16 protein-coding genes are annotated in these 22,200 nt (G+C 43.5%); 1 reads left to right on the forward strand and 15 read right to left on the reverse strand.

What is annotated here, in order from left to right:
* Positions 1-17 precede the first annotated feature (17 nt).
* The 6 genes from U0035_RS18145 to ilvA all read right to left on the reverse strand — a co-directional run bounded on the left by U0035_RS18145 (position 18) and on the right by ilvA (position 10,201).
* Positions 18-635 (reverse strand): hypothetical protein, encoded by a 618-nt coding sequence (locus U0035_RS18145; RefSeq protein WP_114791622.1) that lies wholly within the window; start codon positions 633-635, stop codon positions 18-20.
* Positions 636-813: 178 nt separating this feature from the next.
* Positions 814-2,319, reverse strand: coding sequence for a glutamate synthase subunit beta (locus U0035_RS18150; protein WP_114791621.1), 1,506 nt, complete (start codon positions 2,317-2,319; stop codon positions 814-816).
* A gap of 90 nt (positions 2,320-2,409) precedes the next feature.
* Positions 2,410-6,924, reverse strand: coding sequence for a glutamate synthase large subunit (gltB, locus tag U0035_RS18155; RefSeq protein ID WP_114791620.1), 4,515 nt, complete (start codon positions 6,922-6,924; stop codon positions 2,410-2,412).
* A gap of 455 nt (positions 6,925-7,379) precedes the next feature.
* Positions 7,380-8,216 (reverse strand): SUMF1/EgtB/PvdO family nonheme iron enzyme, encoded by an 837-nt coding sequence (locus U0035_RS18160; protein ID WP_114791619.1) that lies wholly within the window; start codon positions 8,214-8,216, stop codon positions 7,380-7,382.
* Positions 8,200-8,937, reverse strand: a complete 738-nt coding sequence (locus tag U0035_RS18165) for a hypothetical protein (RefSeq protein ID WP_114791618.1) — start codon at positions 8,935-8,937, stop codon at positions 8,200-8,202. Before U0035_RS18165 ends, U0035_RS18160 begins: the two co-directional genes overlap by 17 nt.
* A gap of 10 nt (positions 8,938-8,947) precedes the next feature.
* Entirely contained in the window at positions 8,948-10,201 is a 1,254-nt protein-coding gene (ilvA, locus tag U0035_RS18170) for a threonine ammonia-lyase IlvA (protein WP_114791617.1), read from the reverse strand.
* A gap of 126 nt (positions 10,202-10,327) precedes the next feature.
* Between ilvA and U0035_RS18175 the strand changes: the two genes are divergently transcribed.
* Positions 10,328-11,476: a methionine aminotransferase gene (locus U0035_RS18175; RefSeq protein WP_114791616.1), complete on the forward strand. Its 1,149-nt coding sequence runs from the start codon at positions 10,328-10,330 to the stop codon at positions 11,474-11,476.
* A gap of 413 nt (positions 11,477-11,889) precedes the next feature.
* Here U0035_RS18175 and U0035_RS18180 read toward each other — a convergent pair whose 3' ends face one another.
* The 9 genes from U0035_RS18180 to U0035_RS18220 all read right to left on the reverse strand — a co-directional run bounded on the left by U0035_RS18180 (position 11,890) and on the right by U0035_RS18220 (position 22,055).
* Complete coding sequence (locus tag U0035_RS18180) at positions 11,890-13,317, reverse strand: ATP-binding cassette domain-containing protein (protein WP_211316468.1); 1,428 nt, start codon at positions 13,315-13,317, stop codon at positions 11,890-11,892.
* A 101-nt stretch (positions 13,318-13,418) separates the two neighbouring features.
* Positions 13,419-14,900: a ketol-acid reductoisomerase gene (gene ilvC / locus U0035_RS18185; protein WP_114791614.1), complete on the reverse strand. Its 1,482-nt coding sequence runs from the start codon at positions 14,898-14,900 to the stop codon at positions 13,419-13,421.
* Between the two features lie 51 nt (positions 14,901-14,951).
* Entirely contained in the window at positions 14,952-15,428 is a 477-nt protein-coding gene (locus U0035_RS18190; RefSeq protein ID WP_114791613.1) for a DinB family protein, read from the reverse strand.
* Between the two features lie 9 nt (positions 15,429-15,437).
* On the reverse strand, positions 15,438-16,025 hold the full coding sequence (gene ilvN, locus U0035_RS18195; RefSeq protein WP_114791612.1) for an acetolactate synthase small subunit: 588 nt from the start codon (positions 16,023-16,025) through the stop codon (positions 15,438-15,440).
* Positions 16,026-16,084: 59 nt separating this feature from the next.
* On the reverse strand, positions 16,085-16,678 hold the full coding sequence (locus tag U0035_RS18200; protein ID WP_114791611.1) for an O-methyltransferase: 594 nt from the start codon (positions 16,676-16,678) through the stop codon (positions 16,085-16,087).
* Between the two features lie 19 nt (positions 16,679-16,697).
* The gene (gene ilvB, locus U0035_RS18205; protein WP_114791610.1) at positions 16,698-18,440 is read right to left on the reverse strand and encodes a biosynthetic-type acetolactate synthase large subunit; all 1,743 of its coding nucleotides are present in this window, start codon (positions 18,438-18,440) and stop codon (positions 16,698-16,700) included.
* 74 nt (positions 18,441-18,514) lie between these two features.
* Positions 18,515-19,009 (reverse strand): DinB family protein, encoded by a 495-nt coding sequence (locus U0035_RS18210; RefSeq protein WP_114791609.1) that lies wholly within the window; start codon positions 19,007-19,009, stop codon positions 18,515-18,517.
* A gap of 143 nt (positions 19,010-19,152) precedes the next feature.
* On the reverse strand, positions 19,153-20,835 hold the full coding sequence (gene ilvD, locus U0035_RS18215; protein ID WP_114791608.1) for a dihydroxy-acid dehydratase: 1,683 nt from the start codon (positions 20,833-20,835) through the stop codon (positions 19,153-19,155).
* A gap of 65 nt (positions 20,836-20,900) precedes the next feature.
* Entirely contained in the window at positions 20,901-22,055 is a 1,155-nt protein-coding gene (locus U0035_RS18220; RefSeq protein WP_114791607.1) for a 2-isopropylmalate synthase, read from the reverse strand.
* Positions 22,056-22,200 lie beyond the last annotated feature (145 nt).

A 22,200-nucleotide genomic window follows, 5' to 3' on the forward strand; every position in this document is an offset into this window, starting at 1 on the left:
TACGGCTAAGTGATCTCCTATCTGAGATTCATTCTTGCACTTACCAGCACCTGTGCGGGGCGAAGCGTAAAGCGGGTGATATTGGTTTGAATAGCATTGATCAACACCTGCTCGTATTCTTTGGTATTCAGTATATTCATCCATTTTAACTCAAGATCAATTTTTCGCTTGCCTACCGTATGCCTGTAAGAAGCATCTACGAATTGATTATTGAATTGTTGCTGTGCTATGGTATAGCGATTCCGGTCTCCTGACAGATTGAAAGATCCCTTTTCGGAAAGATAAAGACTGAGTTTAGCAGCCTGGGAAAGGGTATGGCTTAGGTTGTCGGAACCCCTGTCAACCCGCTTTGCATACCCATAGGCCATATTATAACCGGCTATCAGCCAGCTTAAAGAACTGTTCTCTATTTTGAGACTGGCGGTTTGATTGTGGTTGACGGCGGTAAACAGGTTATTATTCAAGAGGTTCATCACTTCTGAGCCTGAATAATTATAAGCTACTCCGATATTAGTGGCAGCATCCTTTATATACTTGCTGAAATTCAAAAAGAGTGCATGGGTATTGCCTGAATTATCCTGCAGAACAGCTGTGGATACCTGCTGCCCATTATCTGTAATTTGTCGCGATAACATGATATTAGAATTGTTATGGGCGTAGTTGTACCCCGCATAGTAAATTCTTGTAGGCAATACGGCCACCGGCGAAGATTTACGTACGAAATGTCGTAAATCTATTGAATGGTCAAAAATGTTTGCATAAAAAATGGTGCAGTTGCCCGCACCATTCTAAAACTCAAAATATGAACATTCTTTATTGAAAAGACATCAGGATAGAGCTTTCCTTGCTTTCGAGCATGGATGAGCCCATTAAATATTCATCTACTTTTCTGGCGCACTCGCGGCCTTCGCTGATTGCCCAAACTACCAGGCTTTGCCCCCTACGCATATCACCTGCGGAGAATACTTTTGCCACATTAGTGGCATACTTACCTTCTTCTGCCTTTACATTCCCGCGGTTGTCAAACTCTACGCCCAGCTCTTCCAGTAAACCGGCCTGTTGCGGATGTACAAATCCCATAGCTAATAAAGCCAATTCACAAGGCAGTTCTCTTTCGCTGCCAGCTACCTCAGTGAATCTGGCAGGTTGCCCCGGAGCCGGAGTCGTCCATTCCAGGTCTACTACTTTTAATGCTTTGAGATTACCCTGGTCATCACCAATAAATTGTTTGGTAGCAATGCTCCAATGTCTTTGTGCGCCTTCTTCATGACTGGTGGTGGTTTTTAACAACATAGGGTAGGTGGGCCATGGCATGATATCGGTTCTGTCTTTAGGAGGCATAGGCAATAATTCGAACTGTGTAACAGATTTAGCTTTATGCCTGTTGCTGGTTCCAACACAATCACTACCAGTATCGCCACCACCGATCACTACTACATTTTTACCTGTTGCTACAAGTTCTTCTGATAAAATATTACTTTCTATATCTGCGTTGGCTAAAAAGTCTTTGCCTGCAACACGTTTGTTGTTTTGTTTCAGGAAGTCCATTGCAAAATGAACGCCTTTTAGTTCACGGCCCGGAACGGGCAGGTCGCGTGGCACGGTACTGCCACCGCTCAGAACAACCGCATCAAACTGACGCATCAGGTCGCTTATTTTTACGTTCTTGCCTACGTTAGCATGGCACTTAAAAGTAATGCCCTCCTCCTGCATTAATGTAATACGCCTGTCGATCACCCATTTCTCCAGTTTGAAATCGGGGATACCATAGCGTAATAATCCGCCGGGTTGCTCATCACGCTCAAATACGGTAACCAGGTGACCGGCATAATTAAGCTGGGCCGCTGCGGCAAGGCCTGCGGGGCCGCTACCAATAACAGCCACTTTTTTACCCGTTCTTACATTGGGCGTTCTTTTCGTAACAAATCCTTTTTCAAAGGCTATTTCTATAATGTGCTTTTCTATTTCTTCGATAGCTACCGGCGGCTGATTGATACCTAACACACAACTCATTTCACAAGGCGCGGGGCAGATACGACCAGTGAACTCGGGGAAATTATTGGTAGATGCCAGTATCTCATAAGCTTCGCGGTATTCTTTGCTGTAAACCGCATCGTTAAATTCGGGAATAACATTTCCTAAAGGGCAGCCGCTATGGCAAAAAGGAATGCCACAATCCATACAGCGGGCAGCCTGGTTATTTAGTTTTTCCTCTGGAAAAAGTTGTACGAATTCGCGATAGTGCTCTAATCTTTCTTCCACTGGTTTTTTGGAAGGCAGTTCTCTTGTAAATTCTAAAAATCCTGTTGGTTTACCCATTTCTTATTTTAAAGTTTAGGTTCGAAGTTTAAAGTTTAAAGATTGCAAAGTAGGATGACCTTGAACCTTAAACTTTAAACCTTCAACTATTTACGCAATTTGTTTTTGTTCAATTTTAGCCTGCATGATCTTTTTATACTCGCTAGGGTAAACCTTTACGAAATTTTTAAGTTGGTTGTCAAAATCATCCAGTACAAATTTGGCTACAGTGCTGTTGGTATATTGGAAATGTTTTTCTACTTCCTGTTGTAAGAATGCTGCATCAGCACTATCCAGCGGATCAAGTTCCACCATTTCCATATTGCAGTTGCCTGCAAATTTCTGCCCTGCATCGTAGATATAGGCAATGCCACCACTCATACCGGCAGCAAAGTTGCGGCCTGTATCTCCTAAAATAATCGCGCGGCCACCAGTCATATATTCACAACCATGATCTCCTACACCCTCAACAACCATGGTAGCACCGGAGTTACGTACAGCAAATCTTTCGCCCGCTTTACCCCGTATGTAAGCGCTACCGCTGGTGGCACCATAGAAGGCCACATTACCTATAAGGCTGTTATCTTCCGGTACAAACCCGGCTTTCTTATCAGGGTATATGATCAGTTTCGCACCACTTAAGCCTTTACCAAAATAGTCATTGGCATCACCTTCCAGCTCCAGGGTAATCCCCTTGTTACAGAATGCGCCAAAGCTTTGACCTGCGGTACCTTTTAATTGTAAATGAATTGTGTCTTCAGGCAATCCTGCGTCACGGTATACTTTCGTTAACTCATGTGAAAGCACAGTACCCGCTGCACGGTCTGTATTCACAATATCAAAGGATGCTTTGACTGGCGTACCATTCTCTAGTGCAGGTTTTGCAGCTTCAATAAATTTCCAGTCAATGATGGTATCTAATCCGTGATCCTGCTCTTCGTAATTGTAAATGCCTACGCTTTCATCAGCCGGTTCTTTGTAAAGAATTGGAGAAAGGTCTAAACCTTTATATTTCCAATGATCAATACCCTCTCTGATTTTCAGCTCATCTACCTGGCCTACCATTTCATTCACCGTTCTAAAGCCCAACTCTGCCATTAATTCGCGCATTTCCTGAACAATGAACTGGAAGAAGTTTACGACCGCATCTGCGGTACCGGAGAAACGTTTTCTCAGGTCCGGATCCTGTGTGGCTACCCCTACCGGGCAGGTATTCAGATGACATTTACGCATCATAATACAACCTTCAACCACCAGGGCCGCTGTTGCAATACCCCATTCTTCGGCACCTAATAAAGTAGCGATGACAATGTCACGACCCGAACGCATCTGGCCATCGGTTTGTAAAACCACGCGGCTGCGTAATTTATTTTTAACCAGGGTTTGCTGCGCTTCTGCCAAACCTAATTCCCATGGTAAGCCTGCGTGGCGGATAGAGCTTAAAGGAGAAGCTCCGGTTCCTCCATCATGACCCGCAATCAATACTACGTCTGCTTTAGCTTTGGTAACACCTGCAGCAATAGTACCTACTCCTGCTTTACTCACCAGTTTTACGTTGATACGTGCATGGCGGTTCGCATGTTTCAGGTCAAATATTAATTGTGCTAAATCTTCAATTGAATAGATATCGTGGTGAGGTGGAGGAGAGATCAAACCAACACCCGGTGTAGAGTGCCTGGTGCGACCGATCCAGTCATCCACCTTGTCTCCCGGAAGCTGTCCGCCTTCCCCTGGTTTTGCACCTTGTGCCATTTTAATCTGTAACTCATCGGCTTCTGTAAGATACAGGCTGGTTACACCAAAACGTCCGCTGGCAACCTGTTTGATAGCGCTACGCATGCTATCACCATTTTCCATGGGTTTATATCTTGCTTCATCTTCACCTCCTTCACCGGTATTGCTCTTGCCACCCAGGCGGTTCATGGCCACAGCCAATGTGGTGTGCGCTTCCCAGCTGATGGAGCCAAAGCTCATAGCGCCGGTTGCAAATCTTTTATAGATATTTTCTGCCGGTTCTACTTCGTCAATAGAAATGGAGGGGCGGGAGCGTTTAAAATCAAACAGGCTGCGAATGGTGATCGCTTTTTTACCCTGCTCGTCAATAACTTTCGTGTATTTTTTAAAGGTGTTGTAATCGCCCATTCTTGTTGAATACTGCAACAGGTGAATGGTTTGCGGGTTGAACATATGGGCTTCCCCTTTGCGTTTCCACTGGTAAAAACCACCGGTAGGTAACTGGTCAACCGGTAATTTCTTGCGGGTAAAGCTGAACTGGTGTTTCGCCAGTGCCTCGCGCGCAATTTCATCCAGTCCCATACCTTCGATACGGGAAGTCGCATTGGTGAAGTAAGTGTTCACTACTTCTTTATTTAAACCAATGATCTCGAAGATCTGTGCACCCTGATACGACTGCAGGGTAGAAATGCCCATTTTTGAGAACACTTTCAACAGACCGTCGCTTACTGCTTTGATGTAATTTTTATTAAGCTCCTCGATTGATTTATCGGTTTTGATTTTACCTGTTTCCTGCAGTAATTTAATGGTGGAGAAAGCCAGGTAGGGGTTGATGGCTGTGGCTCCAAAACCCAGCAGGCAGGCAAAGTGATGCACTTCCCACACATCGCCCGCTTCTACCACAATACCTACTTTGCCGCGCAGGCCTTTTTTAATAAGATGGTGATGTACGGCTGAAACCGCTAATAGTGAAGGTATTGCAGCGTGATCGCCATCTATCGCTCTGTCCTGTAACACCAAAACTTCGAAGCCATCATTTACGGCATCCTCCGCATAACGGCAGAGTCTTTCTAATGCACGACGCATAGAACCGGCTTTCCCATCGGCTACAAAATAGCACTGGATGGTTTTTGCCTGGAAGCTGCCCGTATCAATACTTCTTAATTTTTCTAATTCGTAGTTGGTCAACACCGGATGTTTCAGCGCTACCACATGGCAGTCCATTTCATCTTCAATTAATAAGCTGCCGTTATTGCCTACAAATGTAGCCAGTGACATTACCATTCGTTCCCGGATAGGATCTATAGGAGGGTTAGTTACCTGCGCAAATAATTGTTTGAAATAGTAGCTTAAGTGCTGTGGCTGGTCGCTCAGGATGGCTAAAGGTGTATCAACACCCATAGAGCCGATCGGCTCTTTACCACCGGTAGCCATTGGAAGAATGATGTTCTCTATATCTTCTGATGTGTAACCAAAAGCTTTTTGATATTTAAATATCTGGTCTGCACCCAGGTCGCTGAACATTACGCGGGGCTCAGGCAGTTCAGTCAGTTTAATTTTATACTGATTCAACCAGTCTGCATAAGGTCTTTGGTTGCAAATATTGTTTTTTAATTCATCATCGCTGATGATGCGGCCTTGTTCCATATCTACGAGGAACATTTTACCGGGTTGTAAGCGGCCTTTTTCGATAATAGTGCTTTGGTCAACCGGTAATGCGCCTGTTTCAGAGCCCATGATAACCCGACCATCGGTAGTAACGCAGTAGCGCGAAGGGCGTAACCCGTTTCTGTCGAGTGTAGCCCCGATCATTTTACCATCAGTAAATGAAATAGAAGCCGGGCCATCCCATGGCTCCATCAGGCAGGCATGAAACTCGTAGAATGCTTTTTTAGCCGGGTCCATTTCTTCGTTACCGTCCCATGCTTCAGGAATGAGCATCATCATAACGTGCGGCAGCGGGCGACCTGTTAATGCCAGCAGCTCGATCATATTATCCAGGCAGGCCGAGTCACTTTGGTCGTTGCTTACAATAGGTACCAGCATATCCATCTCCTCATCGGTAAATAAAGGAGATTCGAAGCTGGATTCAGCAGAACGCAACCAGTTCAGGTTACCTTGTAACGTATTGATCTCTCCGTTATGCGCGATAAAGCGGAACGGTTGTGCCAGCCTCCATGAAGGGAACGTGTTAGTAGCAAACCTGGAGTGTACCAGGCCGAAAGCACTAACTGCACGTTTGTCAGACAGGTCGTCATAATACTCACGCACCTGGTGGCTGGTGAGCTGACCTTTGTATATTAAAGTACGGCAGGATAATGAAGTGATATAAAACCCTATTGGATCTTTTTTCACCGCGTTGCCTGTAATATGTGTGGCATATTTTCGTAAAACAAACAGCTTTCTTTCAAATTCGATGGCTGTTTTTACATTGGCAGGGCGCTCAATAAAAACCTGCTCAATGGCCGGTTCTACATTTAACGCGCTTGGACCGATATCGGAATTGTTAACCGGAACCGAGCGCCAGTGTATGACGCGCATACCCATTTTTTCAGCTGCGCGATTAAAAATATCCCGGCACTCTTCACGCACCCTTAATTCTTTGGGAAAGAAAACCATACCTACGGCATACTCTTCGATTGCAGGAAGTGTAATGCCTAAATGTAATAATTCATCATAAAAAAACTCATGAGGAATCTGGATCATGATACCTGCACCGTCGCCGGTATTGGTTTCGCAACCGCAAGCACCCCTATGCTCCATATTTTCGAGAATGGTCAGCGCATCGGAAATGGTTTGGTGATTCTTGTTGCCTTTAATATTGGCAACAAAACCAATTCCGCATGCATCGCGCTCAAAAGATGGGTCGTAAAGACCTTTGTTTTCTGTCATAGTTCCTTATAAAAGTTTTACAAAAAATTTTGGTCCGCCCGGATGAACTTTTCACCAGAACCTGTTCTGGTTAGGTCCGCGTTCGGACGGGCTTTTCAATATGGGGAAGGCAATCGAGAGCCGTGTAAATTAATTAAAAAAGTTGATAATTTGACAAAGCGACTGCTGAGGCCATGTAAAATTATTGTTTGTTTAAAAAATAAAATAAAGTATTAGATATTTTCTAATGAATAGCCCAATTGTTAGTGGCTGTCTATTGGTCGGATAGTTTAATGGAGGCACGGTTTTCTAACCGCAAATTAATAATAAATGGTAGTACTGACAATTATTATTTTAACAAGGTGCAGGTGCTTTATTAAGCAGTTTTTTATGAGTATTTTATGTATTGCCTCATATTTTAATTTTTCTGCGAAAGGCATGGTTAAAAGCAAAAACGGCGTTTGAAAAAGAGATTTTCAGCGTATACTTTTTACCACCCTGAAACCCTGGTTACTGAAGGATGCATGTGGATTTACAGAACCGATATCTTTGGTATTGAAAAAGCTGCAGGCGTTGGCGCTGCACCACCAGGAGCCGCCGCGGGCATGGGCTACTTTTCTACCATTGTCGCGTGGCAGGGAGCCCGAGCAAAATTCAAACACATTGCCCAGCACATCATAAAGCCCCAGCGGGTTGGGTTTGAAGCTAGCCACGGGAGCTGTATAAAGAAATCCATCAGTATGATCGGGTTGCAGGTGATCGTAGCCATGCCAGATATTGGCGTAGCGCCGGATATTGGTTTTGGTTACTTTTCTGAAATATTTGGAAGGAGTGCCGGCTGTTGCCGCAATTTCCCATTCTTCCAATGTAGGCAGTCTTACACCAGCCCATTTGCAATAGGCCAGGGCGTCGTTAAAGCTAATGCAGGTTACCGGGTGATCCATTTTCTTTTCAATACCTCCCCGCATTATTCCATTTGGATAACGCCAATAGGCTGTACTGTCGGTGAGCCACCTGAATTCTTTCAGGCCCGGCTCAAAAACGAGTGCATTTTTATACCGCTCTGCTTCAGTGATGTAACCGGTGGCCTGTACGAATTTTTCAAATGCACTGTTGGTTAGCTCATGGGCCGCTATATAAAAAGAGTTGATACTTATTTTCCTTAACGGATTTTGCGTGTGATTTTTTTGACCTACCTGGTAAGTGCCACCGGGTACGCAAACGAACAGGCTATCCTGGCTGAATAGCGTTGGCGAATAACTGATTGAGTTTATCAGCGTTAATAGAATATACCGTTTAATTGGTTGGAGCATCCGGCTTCTTTGAATGGAAGTAGGCCTGCGCCCGCTGTAGGGTCAACGCTTCGTTCGCCTTATTAAACGTCATGGATGATTCATAGTTATCTGCTACCCCATATAAATTTTTGTAGGATTGTGATTTAACGAAATCAGCATAGTTGCCTTTTTTCATCAACAACATCAGTGTCGTTAAAACGTCTTTGTCCTTTTTATTTTTTTTGTAATAGGAGATCAGGAAAGGGATCATTTCCCAGGCGTTGATCTCTACAAGCGCGTCTTTGTAATTCACACCCATTCGTTTACTTCGGGTAACAGATTCTTTGATGATAGCCATGACCGAGTCCCGGTTTTTTTCAAGGAATTCCAGTTGCCGGTTGCTCCAGGTTTCCTCATTCATCCAGGATATCAGGTAGCCGAATATTTTTTGATCTTCCTTAGCCTGGGGAACAAAGATGGCGCAGTTTTGAGCGTACATTTCGGGATGTATCATCGCGTAGGTAAACTTCTCCCGGAGAGACAGTGCATCGTAGTCTTTTGTGGAGAGCGGGCTGATGCCCATATCAGAATTATCCTCGTCTGATTGAGGTTTGATTTTGCTGATCAGCGCTTTTATTTTTGGAAGACCATAGGGGGGTACTGATGGCTGGGCACGGAACTCCCGATAGGCGTCCATCTGCGAATAGGCGGGTGTATTAACAGCCAGAAAAGCAATTGTCAATAACAAAATATATCTCATAATATCTTATTTAAACCAGGTAAGCAAATAGCGCGTTGTCCTTATTCAGCTCTTTATACTGAACATTATACTGGTTCATTCTTTCCATCAGGCTATAGTAATCAATTTTTGCTTTTAGCTCAATACCTACCAATGCAGGCCCGCTTTCCTTATTGGTTTTTTGCATGTATTCGAAGCGGGTGATATCGTCATCAGGCCCCAATACATTGCTTACAAAATTCTTTAATGCGCCTGGGCGTTGCGCAAAATCGATCAGGAAATAATGTTTTAGTCCTTCATACTGAAGGCTGCGTTCTTTGATCTCCTGCATGCGGTCGATATCATTATTGCTTCCACTGACAATGCAAACTACATTTTTGCCTTTAATGCTATCTTTCATCAGGCCAAGCGCAGCAATGGATAAAGCTCCTGCAGGTTCTACGACGATTGCGTCTTTATTGTACAGCTCCAGTATGGTGGTGCATATTTTTCCTTCCGGTACCAGAACAACTTTATCCAATACTTCTTTACACATGCTAAAAGTCAGGTCGCCTACTTTTTTAACGGCAGCGCCGTCCACGAACCTGTCGATACTGCCAAGTTCTACCGGATGCCCCGCACTTAGCGCTTCCGTCATGGAAGGCGCTCCCTCCGGTTCGGTGCCTATTATTTGCGTTGAAGGGCTGGCCAGCCGTACGAAGTTTCCAACACCCGCGCATAAACCGCCTCCGCCAATGGGGAGTATTACATAATCGATATGATCTAATTGTTCGCTGATCTCCAGTGCTACCGTAGCCTGTCCTTCGATTACTTTCATATCATCAAACGGGTGAACGAAGGTCATGTTGTTTTGTGCGGTAAATCTCTTGGCAGCATTAGCGCAATCGTCATAGGTGTCGCCGGTTAAAATAACTTCGATATTGGTTTCGCCAAACATTTTTGTTTGGGTTATTTTTTGTTTGGGTGTAATGGAAGGCATAAAAATAGTGCCTTTAATATTCAATGCTTTGCAGCTGTAGGCAAAACCCTGTGCATGGTTGCCCGCACTGGCGCATACAACGCCTCCTTCCAGTTCTTCCGGGGAGAGGCTCCTCATCATGTTATAAGCACCCCGTAATTTATAAGAGCGTACTACCTGGAGGTCCTCCCTTTTTAAATAGATATTCGCTCCAAACTGTTTGCTTAATGTTGCGTTTAACTGCAAAGGGGTTTTCGATACCACTTGCTTTAACCTGCTTGCAGCTTCCTGCACTGATTCAACGGATAGGGTACTATGAAATGACATGTTGATTGATTCTGAATCTTCAAATTTACAAGGATTTTTCGGGCTATTATCAACAGGGCGCCGATCTCTTTTTGACGGGAACTATTTCTTTATTAAGTTAGCAAGATCGATATACAACTTTTGTTCATGAGCTTACGCAATAAACACACTGCATCTCCTGTAAATATATTTACCGTGATGACCAACCTGGCCAGGCAGGAAAATGCCTATAACCTGTCGCAGGGATTACCGGACTACCCGATAGCTTCTGAGTTAAGTGAGTTATTGCGGGAGGCCGTTACGGAGGGCTTTAATCAATATGCGCCCATGCAGGGACTGGTTCCGTTAAGAGAAAATATATCCTGCACTTTGAATGACCGGTATAACACCGGTTTTTGTTCACCGGATACAGTTACCATAACACCCGGCGCTACCTACGGTATTTACACAGCGTTTGCCGCGATTATTGAAAAAGGTGATGAAGTTATTTATCTCGAACCAGCTTTTGATTGTTATCTGCCGGCTATTGAGATTAATGGAGGTGTTCCCGTGAGCGTTACCCTTGAAAGTCACAATAATTTTGCTATCGACTGGGAAAAGATACAAAATGCGATCAGTGCTAAAACAAAAGCTGTTCTCATTAACACACCGCATAATCCTACGGGTTATGTATGGAGTCAAAATGACTGGGACCAGCTGGCCGCTATTATAGATGGAAGAGATATTTATGTAGTATCGGATGAAGTGTACGACAGTATTGTGTTTGACGGGCAGCGGCATATCCCCGGATTTTTACAGCCTTTATTCAACGACAAGATTATTTCGATCTATTCCTTTGGAAAGGCTTTCCATATCACCGGGTGGAAAGTAGGCTATTGTGTTGCGTCGAAAGCCATTACAGAGGCGTTCCGCTCTATACATCAGTATCTTACTTTCAGTGTTAATACGCCTGCTCAATATGCGCTGGCGAAATACCTGGAGCTATATGATGCCGGGGAAGCGGGGCGTACTTTGCAAGTCAAAAGAAATCTTTTAATTGATGGATTAAAACCTTCACCATTAAGACCGCTGGCGACCAGTGCGGGTACTTATTTTCAGCTATATGACTATTCTGCTATAAGTGATTTAAATGATGTTGAGTTTGCCCAATGGCTGACCACAGAGCATAAAGTAGCGACGATACCTTTGAGCGCTTTCTATAAAACGCTGCAGAAAGACCGGATCGTGAGGTTTTGCTTTGCCAAAAAAGATGAGGTGATAGAAACAGCCACGTCCATCCTGCGGCATATTCGTTAAAGCTCAATGGTTGTAGTATTGATACTTTTCTTTATGAATTAGTATTATATTTAAGCAGCTAATTACTTCAATATGAGAAATACGATGCTAATTTGCCTGCTTTGTATCATCTTAATTTGCTGTTCTAAGAAAGAAGAAATAAACAACGATGACATGCCCCCGGGATATTCCGGCATGGTTACAAGTGAAGATCGCTGCTATACAGAAAGAAGAACATAGTCAATTATATGTTGTAAGCGAGTACCGGATCAGCGGAGAACATTTTATAACATTACAAAACCCGTTAACTCATGCATGCCTTGTGAATTATATGATGTAAAAGGAATACGGTCCAATATTGCGTTGAACGAACAAACAGAAGTGAAACCGGTAAGGGTAATATGGCCCGTTACGCCTTAGAAAGGAACAGGTTTTTAAATTCCGGGAACTTTTTTACCGTTTTTTAAAACCAGTTTATGAGTAATTGATGAGGGTAGTTGTGTTTCAAAATGACCTACATAAATAATAGTTACACCATTTTTACTGATCTCATCTACCAGTTTATTAAAGTACTGTGTTTGTTGTTGATCCAGGCCCTGGCAGGGTTCATCCAAGACCAATAGTTGCGGATTTTTGATAATGGTGCGGCCCAGTAATGCCAGTCTTTGTTTGCCCAATGGCTGGGTACTTAATAGTTCGTTTTTAACATCCTGCAGATCCAGGAACTGAAGTAGCTCCTCTAACTGTTGCTTTTGGGTATAGCGCAGTTGCCTGTACAAACCATTACTGTCAAAGAAACCGGAGGCTAAACTTTGCAGGACAGTAGCATTGGCATCAAAATACCAGTGCATTTCGGGAGATATCATCCCGATCCGTCTTTTGATATCCCATATGCTTTCACCGCCACCACGTTGCACACCAAAGAGTTTAATATCGTTAGCATAGGCCTGTGGATGGTCTCCTGTAATTAAACTGAGGAGTGTAGATTTACCGGAACCATTGTGGCCTTGCAATAACCAGCGTTCACCGGCATTCACCTCCCAGTCAACACCAGATAATACTTCTTTCTGATCGTACCTCACACGGATGTTTTTCATAGAAATAATGTTGTGCGAAGTATATTGAGGACGCTGCAGCAGAAAGGAAGGGAGGGGCTTCAGCTCCTTTTCATGTAAATTCAGTGGCGTATTGCTATTTATAAGTGTTCCATCCTTCATAAAGATGGCGCGGTTAATGCTATCAGGCAGTTCTGTATCATTGCTGATAAGGGTTAATGTACCTCCTTTTTCAACATAATTATTGAGTACCTGGTTAAGGTGCGCACGCGCTTTAACATCAAGCCCGGTATAGGGCTGATCGATGATTAATAGCTGCGGACTTAGCCATAAGGCTTTGATCAATTGCAATTTTTTATGCTCGCCGCTGGAGATTTCAAAGAGCTGTTCGTCCAGCACTTTTGCGTAACTAAACGTAGTGATCAGTTCGTTTAATGCAGCAATATCTAATGAGTGTTCCTTTCCATATAATTCCAGCTCACGGGCAATAGTAACCGTATCTCTTTTCTGCTGGTGATTGTAGCGTTGCTGGTAATAAAAGTTTCTGTCGCCTTCAAGATTTGTAAACCGGTACCAGCTTTCCACGAAATGCACGGCGGGTTTGAGCGCTGAGGCCGGTGAGAGGTGAATGTTTAGTTCTCCTGTATATTTTACCAGCCCTGCAATGACCTTCCCCAGCGTGGTTTTGCCGCTTCCGCTTTCACCTCTAATTACATAATTTTCCCCGGGTTGTATGGAAAGGGAAATATTGTGTAAGACGTTTTTTGCCTCGTACCGGGCGGAAAGGTTTTTTATATCTACAATCATACAGTTAAGAATAAAATGATCTGATCAAAAAAGACCCGACAGGTGTAAGCCTGTCAGGTCTGCATAAGGTTAAAATGATATTTACTAGTTCAATAACAGGATTAAGCGGTTTTAATGGCTTTCATCGCCGTCATTGCTTTACGCAATACAGTACCTACTTGTTCTACTTCGTGAGAACGGATGGCTTCGTTTATTTCAACCAGCTCATGGTTATCAACAGATCCGTCTTTGCCTTCGTTGAAATTTTTACCTACCAAATCGGTATCTACTGTTTTCATGAAATCGGCCAGTAATGGCTTACAAGCCTGATCGAATAAATAACAACCGTACTCTGCAGTGTCAGAAATGACGCGGTTCATTTCAAACAGTTTTTTACGTGCGATGGTATTGGCGATCAAAGGCGTTTCATGCAATGATTCGTAGTAAGCAGATTCCGGCTTAATGCCCGCTTCAACCATTGTTTCAAAAGCTAATTCTACACCGGCTTTGATAAAAGCAACCATCAGTGTGTAGTTGTCGAAATATTCCTGTTCGCTGATTTTTATATCACCGGCAGGCGTTTTTTCAAAGGCAGTTTCGCCAGTTTCTGCTCTCCATTTCAACAGGTTGGCATCGCCATTGGCCCAGTCTTCCATCATAACACGGCTAAACTCGCCGCTCATAATATCGTCCTGGTGCTTTTGGAATAAAGGACGCATGATGGTTTTTAATTCTTCCGCAACTTTGAATGCCTTAATTTTAGCAGGATTGCTTAAACGGTCCATCATACCTGTAACACCGCCATGCTTTAAAGCTTCAGTAGTAACTTCTACACCATATTGAACCAGTTTGGAAGCATAACCAGGGTCGATTCCTTTCTCCACCATTTTGTCGAAAGAAAGGATAGAGCCGGTTTGCAGTAAACCACAAAGAATGGTTTGCTCGCCCATTAAGTCTGATTTTACTTCAGCAACAAAAGAGGATCTTAAAACGCCTGCACGATGTCCGCCTGTACCTACGCAATAAGCTTTTGCCCAATCCAAACCTTTTCCTTCCGGGTCGTTCTCTGGGTGTACTGCTATCAGGGTAGGAACACCGAAGCCACGCAGGTATTCTGCTCTTACTTCGCTACCCGGACTTTTAGGAGCCACCATGATAACGGTTAAGTCTTTACGGATCTGCATGCCTTCTTCAACAATATTGAAACCATGCGAGTATGATAAAGTAGCGCCTTGTTTCATCAGCGGCATTACTGCGTTAATAACGCTTGTGTGTTGCTTATCGGGAGTTAAGTTTATTACCAGGTCAGCAGTTGGAATTAATTCTTCGTAAGTACCTACTTTGAAGTTATTGTCGGTCGCATTTTTCCAGCTGGCTCTTTTTTCTTCGATTGCTTCTTTACGTAACGCGTAGGAAACATCCAAACCGCTATCTCTCAGGTTTAATCCCTGGTTGAGGCCTTGAGCACCACAACCCACAATTACCACTTTTTTACCTTTCAATGCATCAACGCCGTCTAAAAATTCGTCGTTGCTCATAAATTCGCAAACACCCAGTTGGTTTAGTTGCTCTCTGAGAGGTAGTGTGTTAAAGTAATTTGCCATTGTTTATTGTTGTTTTTGTTTTTTACTTTTTAGTAAGATTTATTATCTGTTTTAAACGATCCTGCTTAAAGACTTGGCAATACCATAGTGCAGGCTGTCGTGCATTGCAATAGTAGCAATAATCTCATCAATATCCGTCATGGGGATACCGTATGTGGCCGTTGTGTAGGGGGTAATAGTTGCATTGCTAAATTCATTGCCGGTCAGGCTTTCCTTGATCATACTGATTGCAGTTACGGCATAATCTTTCAAAGCCCGCAATTCTTCTGCATCAATGTCTGTTTCGGGCCTGGTTCCTTTTCCATATTCTTTAAAATAGGGGATTTCGATGGCTGGTTTCACTCCCGATGCTTTAAAAGCCAATGCCAATGCCGATACGGAGATATGGCCAAAGTTCCAGGCGATGTTATTGTTAAACCCCGGGGGTATTTTGTTGAGCTGCTCAATTGTTAATCCTTCTGTAAGCTCAATAAAGCCCTTTCTGGCTGCCTCTATACAATGAATAATATATTTCTGTGTTTTTGTCATTGCCTTTTATTACATGGTGAATATTTTCTCACCTTTTTCCAGGAATTCGTTTTCAATTACTTCTTCGCCCGGTTCTTTGTACTCAAATTCTTTCAGTCTTTTATGAAAACCTTCGCTTTCTTTCATAATAGCCACTCTTGCACCACGCACAAATTCAACCAGGTTGTATTCGCTTAATTTTTTTACCAGTTCTTCAGTGTCTTCAGTGTGCCCCGAAGATTCAAAAACGGTGAAGTCTGGCCGAACACAAACTACGCGGGCTCCATATTTTCTCAATATTCTTTCTACTACCATTTTCTCCGCCACTTCTTTGGTAGGTACTTTATACAGCGCCAATTCCTGCCAAACAATCTCGTCATTGGTATTGTAAAAAGCTCTTAGTACCTCAACCTGCTTTTCTATTTGCTTTACCAGTTTCTTTACTACTTCTTCTGTTTCATCTATCAGAATATTGAAACGGTGTATACCGTCAATTTCTGAAGAGGAAGTATTAAGGCTGTCGATATTTATTTTTCTGCGGGAAAATATGATGCAAATACGCGAAAGCAAACCTATATGGTCTTCTGCGTAAACGGTGATGGTATATTGCTGTTTCATTGTGTGAATTGTGATTTATGAACTATGTTTTATGATTTGCCCGATTCATATATCTGAAATCATAATTTATTAATATCTTCTGTTTTAACTATGATGATGATTCCGGTTGACCAGTTGAGTTTTGTCAGGGTCAGATCGCTTCTTTGGCCTAACATTTCGACAAAGCCTTCGACTCGCTCTGCATGTCCTTCGGGCCAGTTGGGCTGAGGAAGCATGTCATCTATAAAATAGATCCCTCCTTTTTTGAGGAAAGAAAATGTTTCTTCAAAAAGATCATATTTGCCCGGCATTGCGTCAGCAAATATGAAATCAAATGGCGCTCCCTTATAATCTTTTAACCATTCGTAACCATCTGTCAGAACAAAATTTATCCGTGGATCAGCCAGGTTTTGCGTAGCCACCTCATGCAACAGCGCATTATTATCGATAGTCGTAAGCTGCGCTGTGCTATCCATAGCCTGCAATATCCATGAAGTAGATAGGCCACTGCCCGTGCCAAGTTCAAGGATGTTTGCGCCGGGTTTTGATGCTACCAATGTACTTAATAAGGAGCCTGTTTGCAAATCGGAAGCCATGTCAAAAGATAGCTTGCGGGTTGCAACCAGAATACTGTTGTATTGCGCGGGAATGTTATTGAAAGCCTGGTCTTGCATGAATGTTATGACTCTGATATTATTTTAGTCTGATTTCGCTTACGCTGCATCCCTGTGGCACCATTGGAAATACGTTGTTTTCCTTACCTACCATTACTTCCAGTAAATAACTTCCGTCGTGATCCAGCATTGTTTTCAGTGCAGCTTTCAGATCATCACGTTTATCTATTTTCTGACCTGATATGCCGTATGACTGAGCCAGCATAATATAGTTGGGGCTGGTAATATTTACAAATGAATAACGCTTATCATGGAATAATTGCTGCCATTGGCGTACCATGCCCAGGAACTCATTATTTAATATCAGGATTTTTACAGCTGCTCCAAACTGCATAATAGTGCCTAATTCCTGTAAAGTCATCTGGAATCCGCCGTCTCCGATGATAGCTACCACGGTTCTGTCGGGAGCTCCATATTTGGCACCGATAGCAGCAGGGAGTCCAAAGCCCATCGTACCCAATCCACCGCTGGTAACATTGCTCCGGGTTTGATTGAATTTAGCATAGCGGCAGGCCACCATCTGGTGTTGTCCTACATCGGTAACAATTACAGCATCGCCATTCGTTAGTTCGTTTAAAGCATTTAACACTTCAGCCATACTCATCACATCTCCTTCAGGATTCATCTCGGGCTGTATACATTGCTCAAGTTCTTCTTTGGCGTATTCTTTAAATTTGTTCAGCCATGCAGTATTGTCTTTTTCTTTTAATAAAGACGTAAGAAGAGGTAATGTTTCCTTGCAATCACCCCAAACAGCTACAGTTGCCTTTACATTTTTATCTATCTCAGCCGGATCAATGTCCAGGTGAATGATTTTCGCTTGTTTCGCATATTTATCCAGTCTTCCGGTAACCCGATCATCAAATCGCATACCTACCGCGATCAAAACATCGCACTCATTGGTGAGCACATTAGGTCCATAGTTACCATGCATGCCCAGCATACCCACTCCTAAAGGATGGTCAGAAGGGATAGCGCTTTCGCCCAGGATGGTCCAGGCCGCTGGCAGGTTACCCTTTTCAATGAAGTTGGCAAACTCTTTTTCAGCTTCTCCCAGTATTACCCCCTGCCCGAATAGTACAAACGGTTTTTCTGCGTTATTGATCAGTTCAGCAGCTTCTTCAATATATTCTTTTCGAACAATAGGCTTGGGGCGGTAGCTGCGTACATGCGTGCATTTTTCATAACCGGGAAACTCAAATTGTTGAATTTGCGCATTCTTGGTAATGTCTATTAATACCGGCCCCGGGCGACCACTACGTGCTATATAGAACGCTTTGGCCAATACACTTGGAATTTCATTGGCGTCTGTAACCTGGTAATTCCATTTGGTAACAGGGGTGGTTATATTGATTACATCTGTTTCCTGGAAGGCATCTGTACCTAAAAGATGCGCGAATACCTGGCCTGTAATACAAACCAGTGGTGTTGAATCGATCTGCGCATCGGCTAAACCAGTTACCAGGTTGGTTGCCCCCGGACCACTGGTAGCGAAAACAACGCCCACACGGCCACTGGTGCGCGCGTAGCCTTGCCCGGCATGAATTCCACCTTGCTCGTGACGAACCAATATATGTTCCACTTTGTCTTTATAATCGTATAGGGCATCATAGATGGGCATGATGGCGCCACCCGGATAACCAAATATAACTTCCGTGTCTTCTGCCAGCAGGCACTCAATTACCGCCTTGCTGCCCGACATGGTTTCAGTTTTTTTTGTTGGGATAGAAGTAGCTTCTTTCTGTATTTCAAGAGTATTCATAACTCAATGTTTATTTCTTTAAATGACTGTAACTGTTATACTATGTTCTTTTCTTAGATCATGGAGCTTACTGATCAACGGTTCTGGTAGTAGATCATCAGGTCTGTTGCCTGCAAATCTGAAAAACCAACCTGTCGAAGCATGGTAACCAATTGTCCTCTGTGATAGGAGGCGTGATTGACGGCATGCGCAAAAAGCTGGTACCAGGGCATTGAATAGGCTTCACCATTTAATCTCTTAAATGCTAAAGGTTCGTTCAGTTTTGCCTCATCAAAAGCATCGATAAATTCTTTTAATGCAGTTGATGTCTTTCTCCAAAGAGCTAAATGTTCGTCTTTTGTTCCGTTAAACGTAGCCTGCAACCAGTCTACCTTTTCTTTTTTATGAAACCGTTGTAACCAGGCGTTTTCGGCGCTTATGATGTGCAATACAGTTTCTCGGATACTATTAAAGCTACTGACGACATGCTGCCTCCAATACTCATCGCTTAACTGTTCCAGCCATCCGCAGGCAATATTGTTGGCCCACAGATTATAATCTGCCAGTTCTTTAAAGTATTCTTTTGTCATTTCTCAGTTTTAAAACCAATTCGCTCTCTATTCTCCCATTTTCTTTCAGCCGCTTTGTCGTCCAGTAAATTTTCAAGGGCATCGTAGACCCGCCTGCCGGCCGGTCAGGTCCTGTTTTGTATGGACTGAATTACCTGCATGCTTTAATCTTCATCCGTTACACAACCCTGTGAAGCATCTTTAACCAGTTTGGCATATTTATATAATACACCATTGGTTACTTTCAATGCCGGTTGTTTCCAGTTGGCTTTTCTTTTAGTGATTTCTTCTTCAGATACTTTTAATGTAAGCTTGTTATTAACGGCATCTATTTCAATGATATCATCATCCTGAACAAAACCGATCAAACCTCCTTCGAAAGCTTCAGGTGTTACGTGGCCTACCACGAAGCCGTGGGTGCCTCCGCTAAAACGGCCATCTGTAATCAATGCTACTGATTTACCTAATCCGGCACCAATAATAGCTCCTGTTGGTTTCAGCATTTCAGGCATACCGGGTGCTCCCTTAGGGCCTTCATTTTTAATAACCACTACATCTCCGGCTTTTACCCGGCCTTCCGCCAATCCTGCAATTAATTTCTTCTCACCATCAAACACGCGGGCAGTGCCTTCAAAACGTTCGCCTTCTTTGCCGCTGATCTTTGCCACACTACCTTTTTCGGCCAGGTTGCCGTATAAAATCTGTAAATGACCTGTTTTCTTTAAAGGATTTTCCAAAGGATAAATGATATCCTGTGTTGTAAAATCGAGATCAGGAACGGTTTCCAGGTTTTCAGCGATGGTTTTGCCGGTTACAGTTAACTGGCTGCCATCGATCAATCCATTCTTTAATAAATATTTCATTACAGCAGGTACACCGCCTTTTTCATGCAGGTCCTGCATCAGGTATTTACCGCTTGGTTTAAAGTCGGCCAATACCGGAACTTTATCGCTGATCGCCTGTATATCATCCTGCGTTAAAGAAACGCCCACGCTTTTGGCCATTGCCAGCAGGTGCAGTACAGCGTTGGTACTTCCTCCTAATACGATAATAACAGTAATGGCATTTTCAAAAGCCTTGCGTGTCATGATATCGCGGGGCTTGATATCTTTTTCCATTAATACACGGATGTATTTTCCGGCCTCTTCACATTCTTTTCTTTTCTCTTCGCTCAATGCCGGATTGCTGCTGGAGTAGGGAAGACTCATGCCCATCGCTTCAATGGCAGAAGCCATGGTGTTAGCGGTGTACATACCGCCACAGGCGCCAGCTCCCGGGCAGCTGTTTTTTACAATGCCCTGGAAATCGGCTTCGTCAAGATTACCCGCAATTTTTTGACCTAATGCTTCAAACGCTGATACGATGTTCAGATCCTGCCCTTTGTAATGACCTGGAGCAATAGTACCTCCGTAAACCATTATGGAAGGGCGGTTAAGACGGCCCATTGCCATTAATGAACCTGGCATATTTTTGTCGCAACCCGGTACAGTGATCAATGCATCATAATATTGAGCGCCGGCAACTGTTTCAATAGAATCCGCAATTACATCGCGGCTTACTAATGAATAACGCATTCCATCTGTTCCGTTGCTCATGCCATCACTTACGCCAATGGTATTAAAGATGAAGCCCACCAGGTCGTTCCCCCATACACTCTTCTTTACATCTGCCGCTAATCCGTTCAGGTGCATATTGCAAGGATTGCCATCGTAACCCATGCTTACAATACCCACCTGGGCTTTTTTCAAATCTTCTTCAGTTAGTCCCAGTGCATACAACTGCGCTTGCGCTGCCGGCTGCGTAGGATCCTGCGTAATAGTTTTCGAGTATTTATTTAATTCGCTCATGATATAATATAGTTGTTCGAGTTTGTTTGTGAATGGTCAATAATCAATGGTCAATAGACTATCTCTTAACTGCTTACCTTCTCCGCCATTTCTTTCAGATCGCTATCCTGCACTTCTTTCTTAGCATCCGCCACATTTAAAAATTGCTGGTATAATTCATCTACCTGGTTGCGGTCGAATTCATATCCCAGGTTTTTAAAACGGTACGCTAATGCACTGCGGCCGCTGCGGGCAGTCAGCACAATTTTAGAAGTATCCGCACCTACTTCTTCAGGAGCGATAATTTCGTAGGTGGTGGCTTCTTTCAAGAACCCATCCTGGTGTATACCTGAGGAGTGTGAAAATGCATTATCACCGACGACGGCTTTATTAGGTTGTACCACCATGCGCATGGTGTCTGAAACCAGGCGGCTCATGGGTAATAGTCTTGTTGTGTCGATATTAGTGTAAAGACCTAATTCGGGATGTTTCTTAATGATCATCGCTACTTCTTCCAGCGAAGTATTACCAGCTCTTTCCCCAATACCATTAATGGTACACTCAATTTGACGGGCACCGCCAATAGCGCCGGCAATGGAATTAGCTGTAGCTAATCCCAGGTCATTATGACAATGGCAGGAAAGAATAGCTTTATCGATATTCGACACATTATTGATCAGGTATTGCATTTTTTCCTGGTACTGGTGCGGGAGGCAAAAACCGGTAGTGTCCGGAACGTTTACCACTGTAGCACCAGCCTTGATCACAGCTTCTGTAAGTTGTGCCAGGAACTGGAGATCTGCACGGCCTGCATCTTCCGCATAAAACTCCACATCGGGAACCAGGTTGCGTGCCAGCTTCACCGCAGCTATAGCGCGCTCAATGATATTCTCCCTGGTGGTATTGAATTTGTACTTTATGTGATTGTCGGAAGACCCGATACCTGTATGAATACGGGGACGAACTGCCGGTTTTAAAGCTTCCGCAGCTACCTCGATATCTTTTTGTACCGCACGGGTAAGACCTGTAACGGTAGCATTTTTAATTACTTTGGAGATTTCATTTACCGAAGCAAAATCGCCCGGACTGGATACAGGGAAACCTGCTTCGATGATATCTACTCCCAGGGTTTCCAATTCAAGAGCAAGTTTTATTTTCTCTTCTGTATTAAGCTTGCAGCCCGGAACCTGCTCGCCATCTCTCAAGGTCGTATCAAAAATAAAAACTTTGTCTTGTGCCATAATTTAATTTGAATCGTTATGATGAATTAATTTTACGGATAATAAACCGGCAACGGCCAGATAATATCTGTCTATAAAATTAAACATTCCTATATTGTGAATGAAACTTTATTGGCGGGAGATTTACACCATATAAATTTTAATA

The organism is Niabella yanshanensis, assembly GCF_034424215.1.
Classification (GTDB): domain Bacteria; phylum Bacteroidota; class Bacteroidia; order Chitinophagales; family Chitinophagaceae; genus Niabella; species Niabella yanshanensis.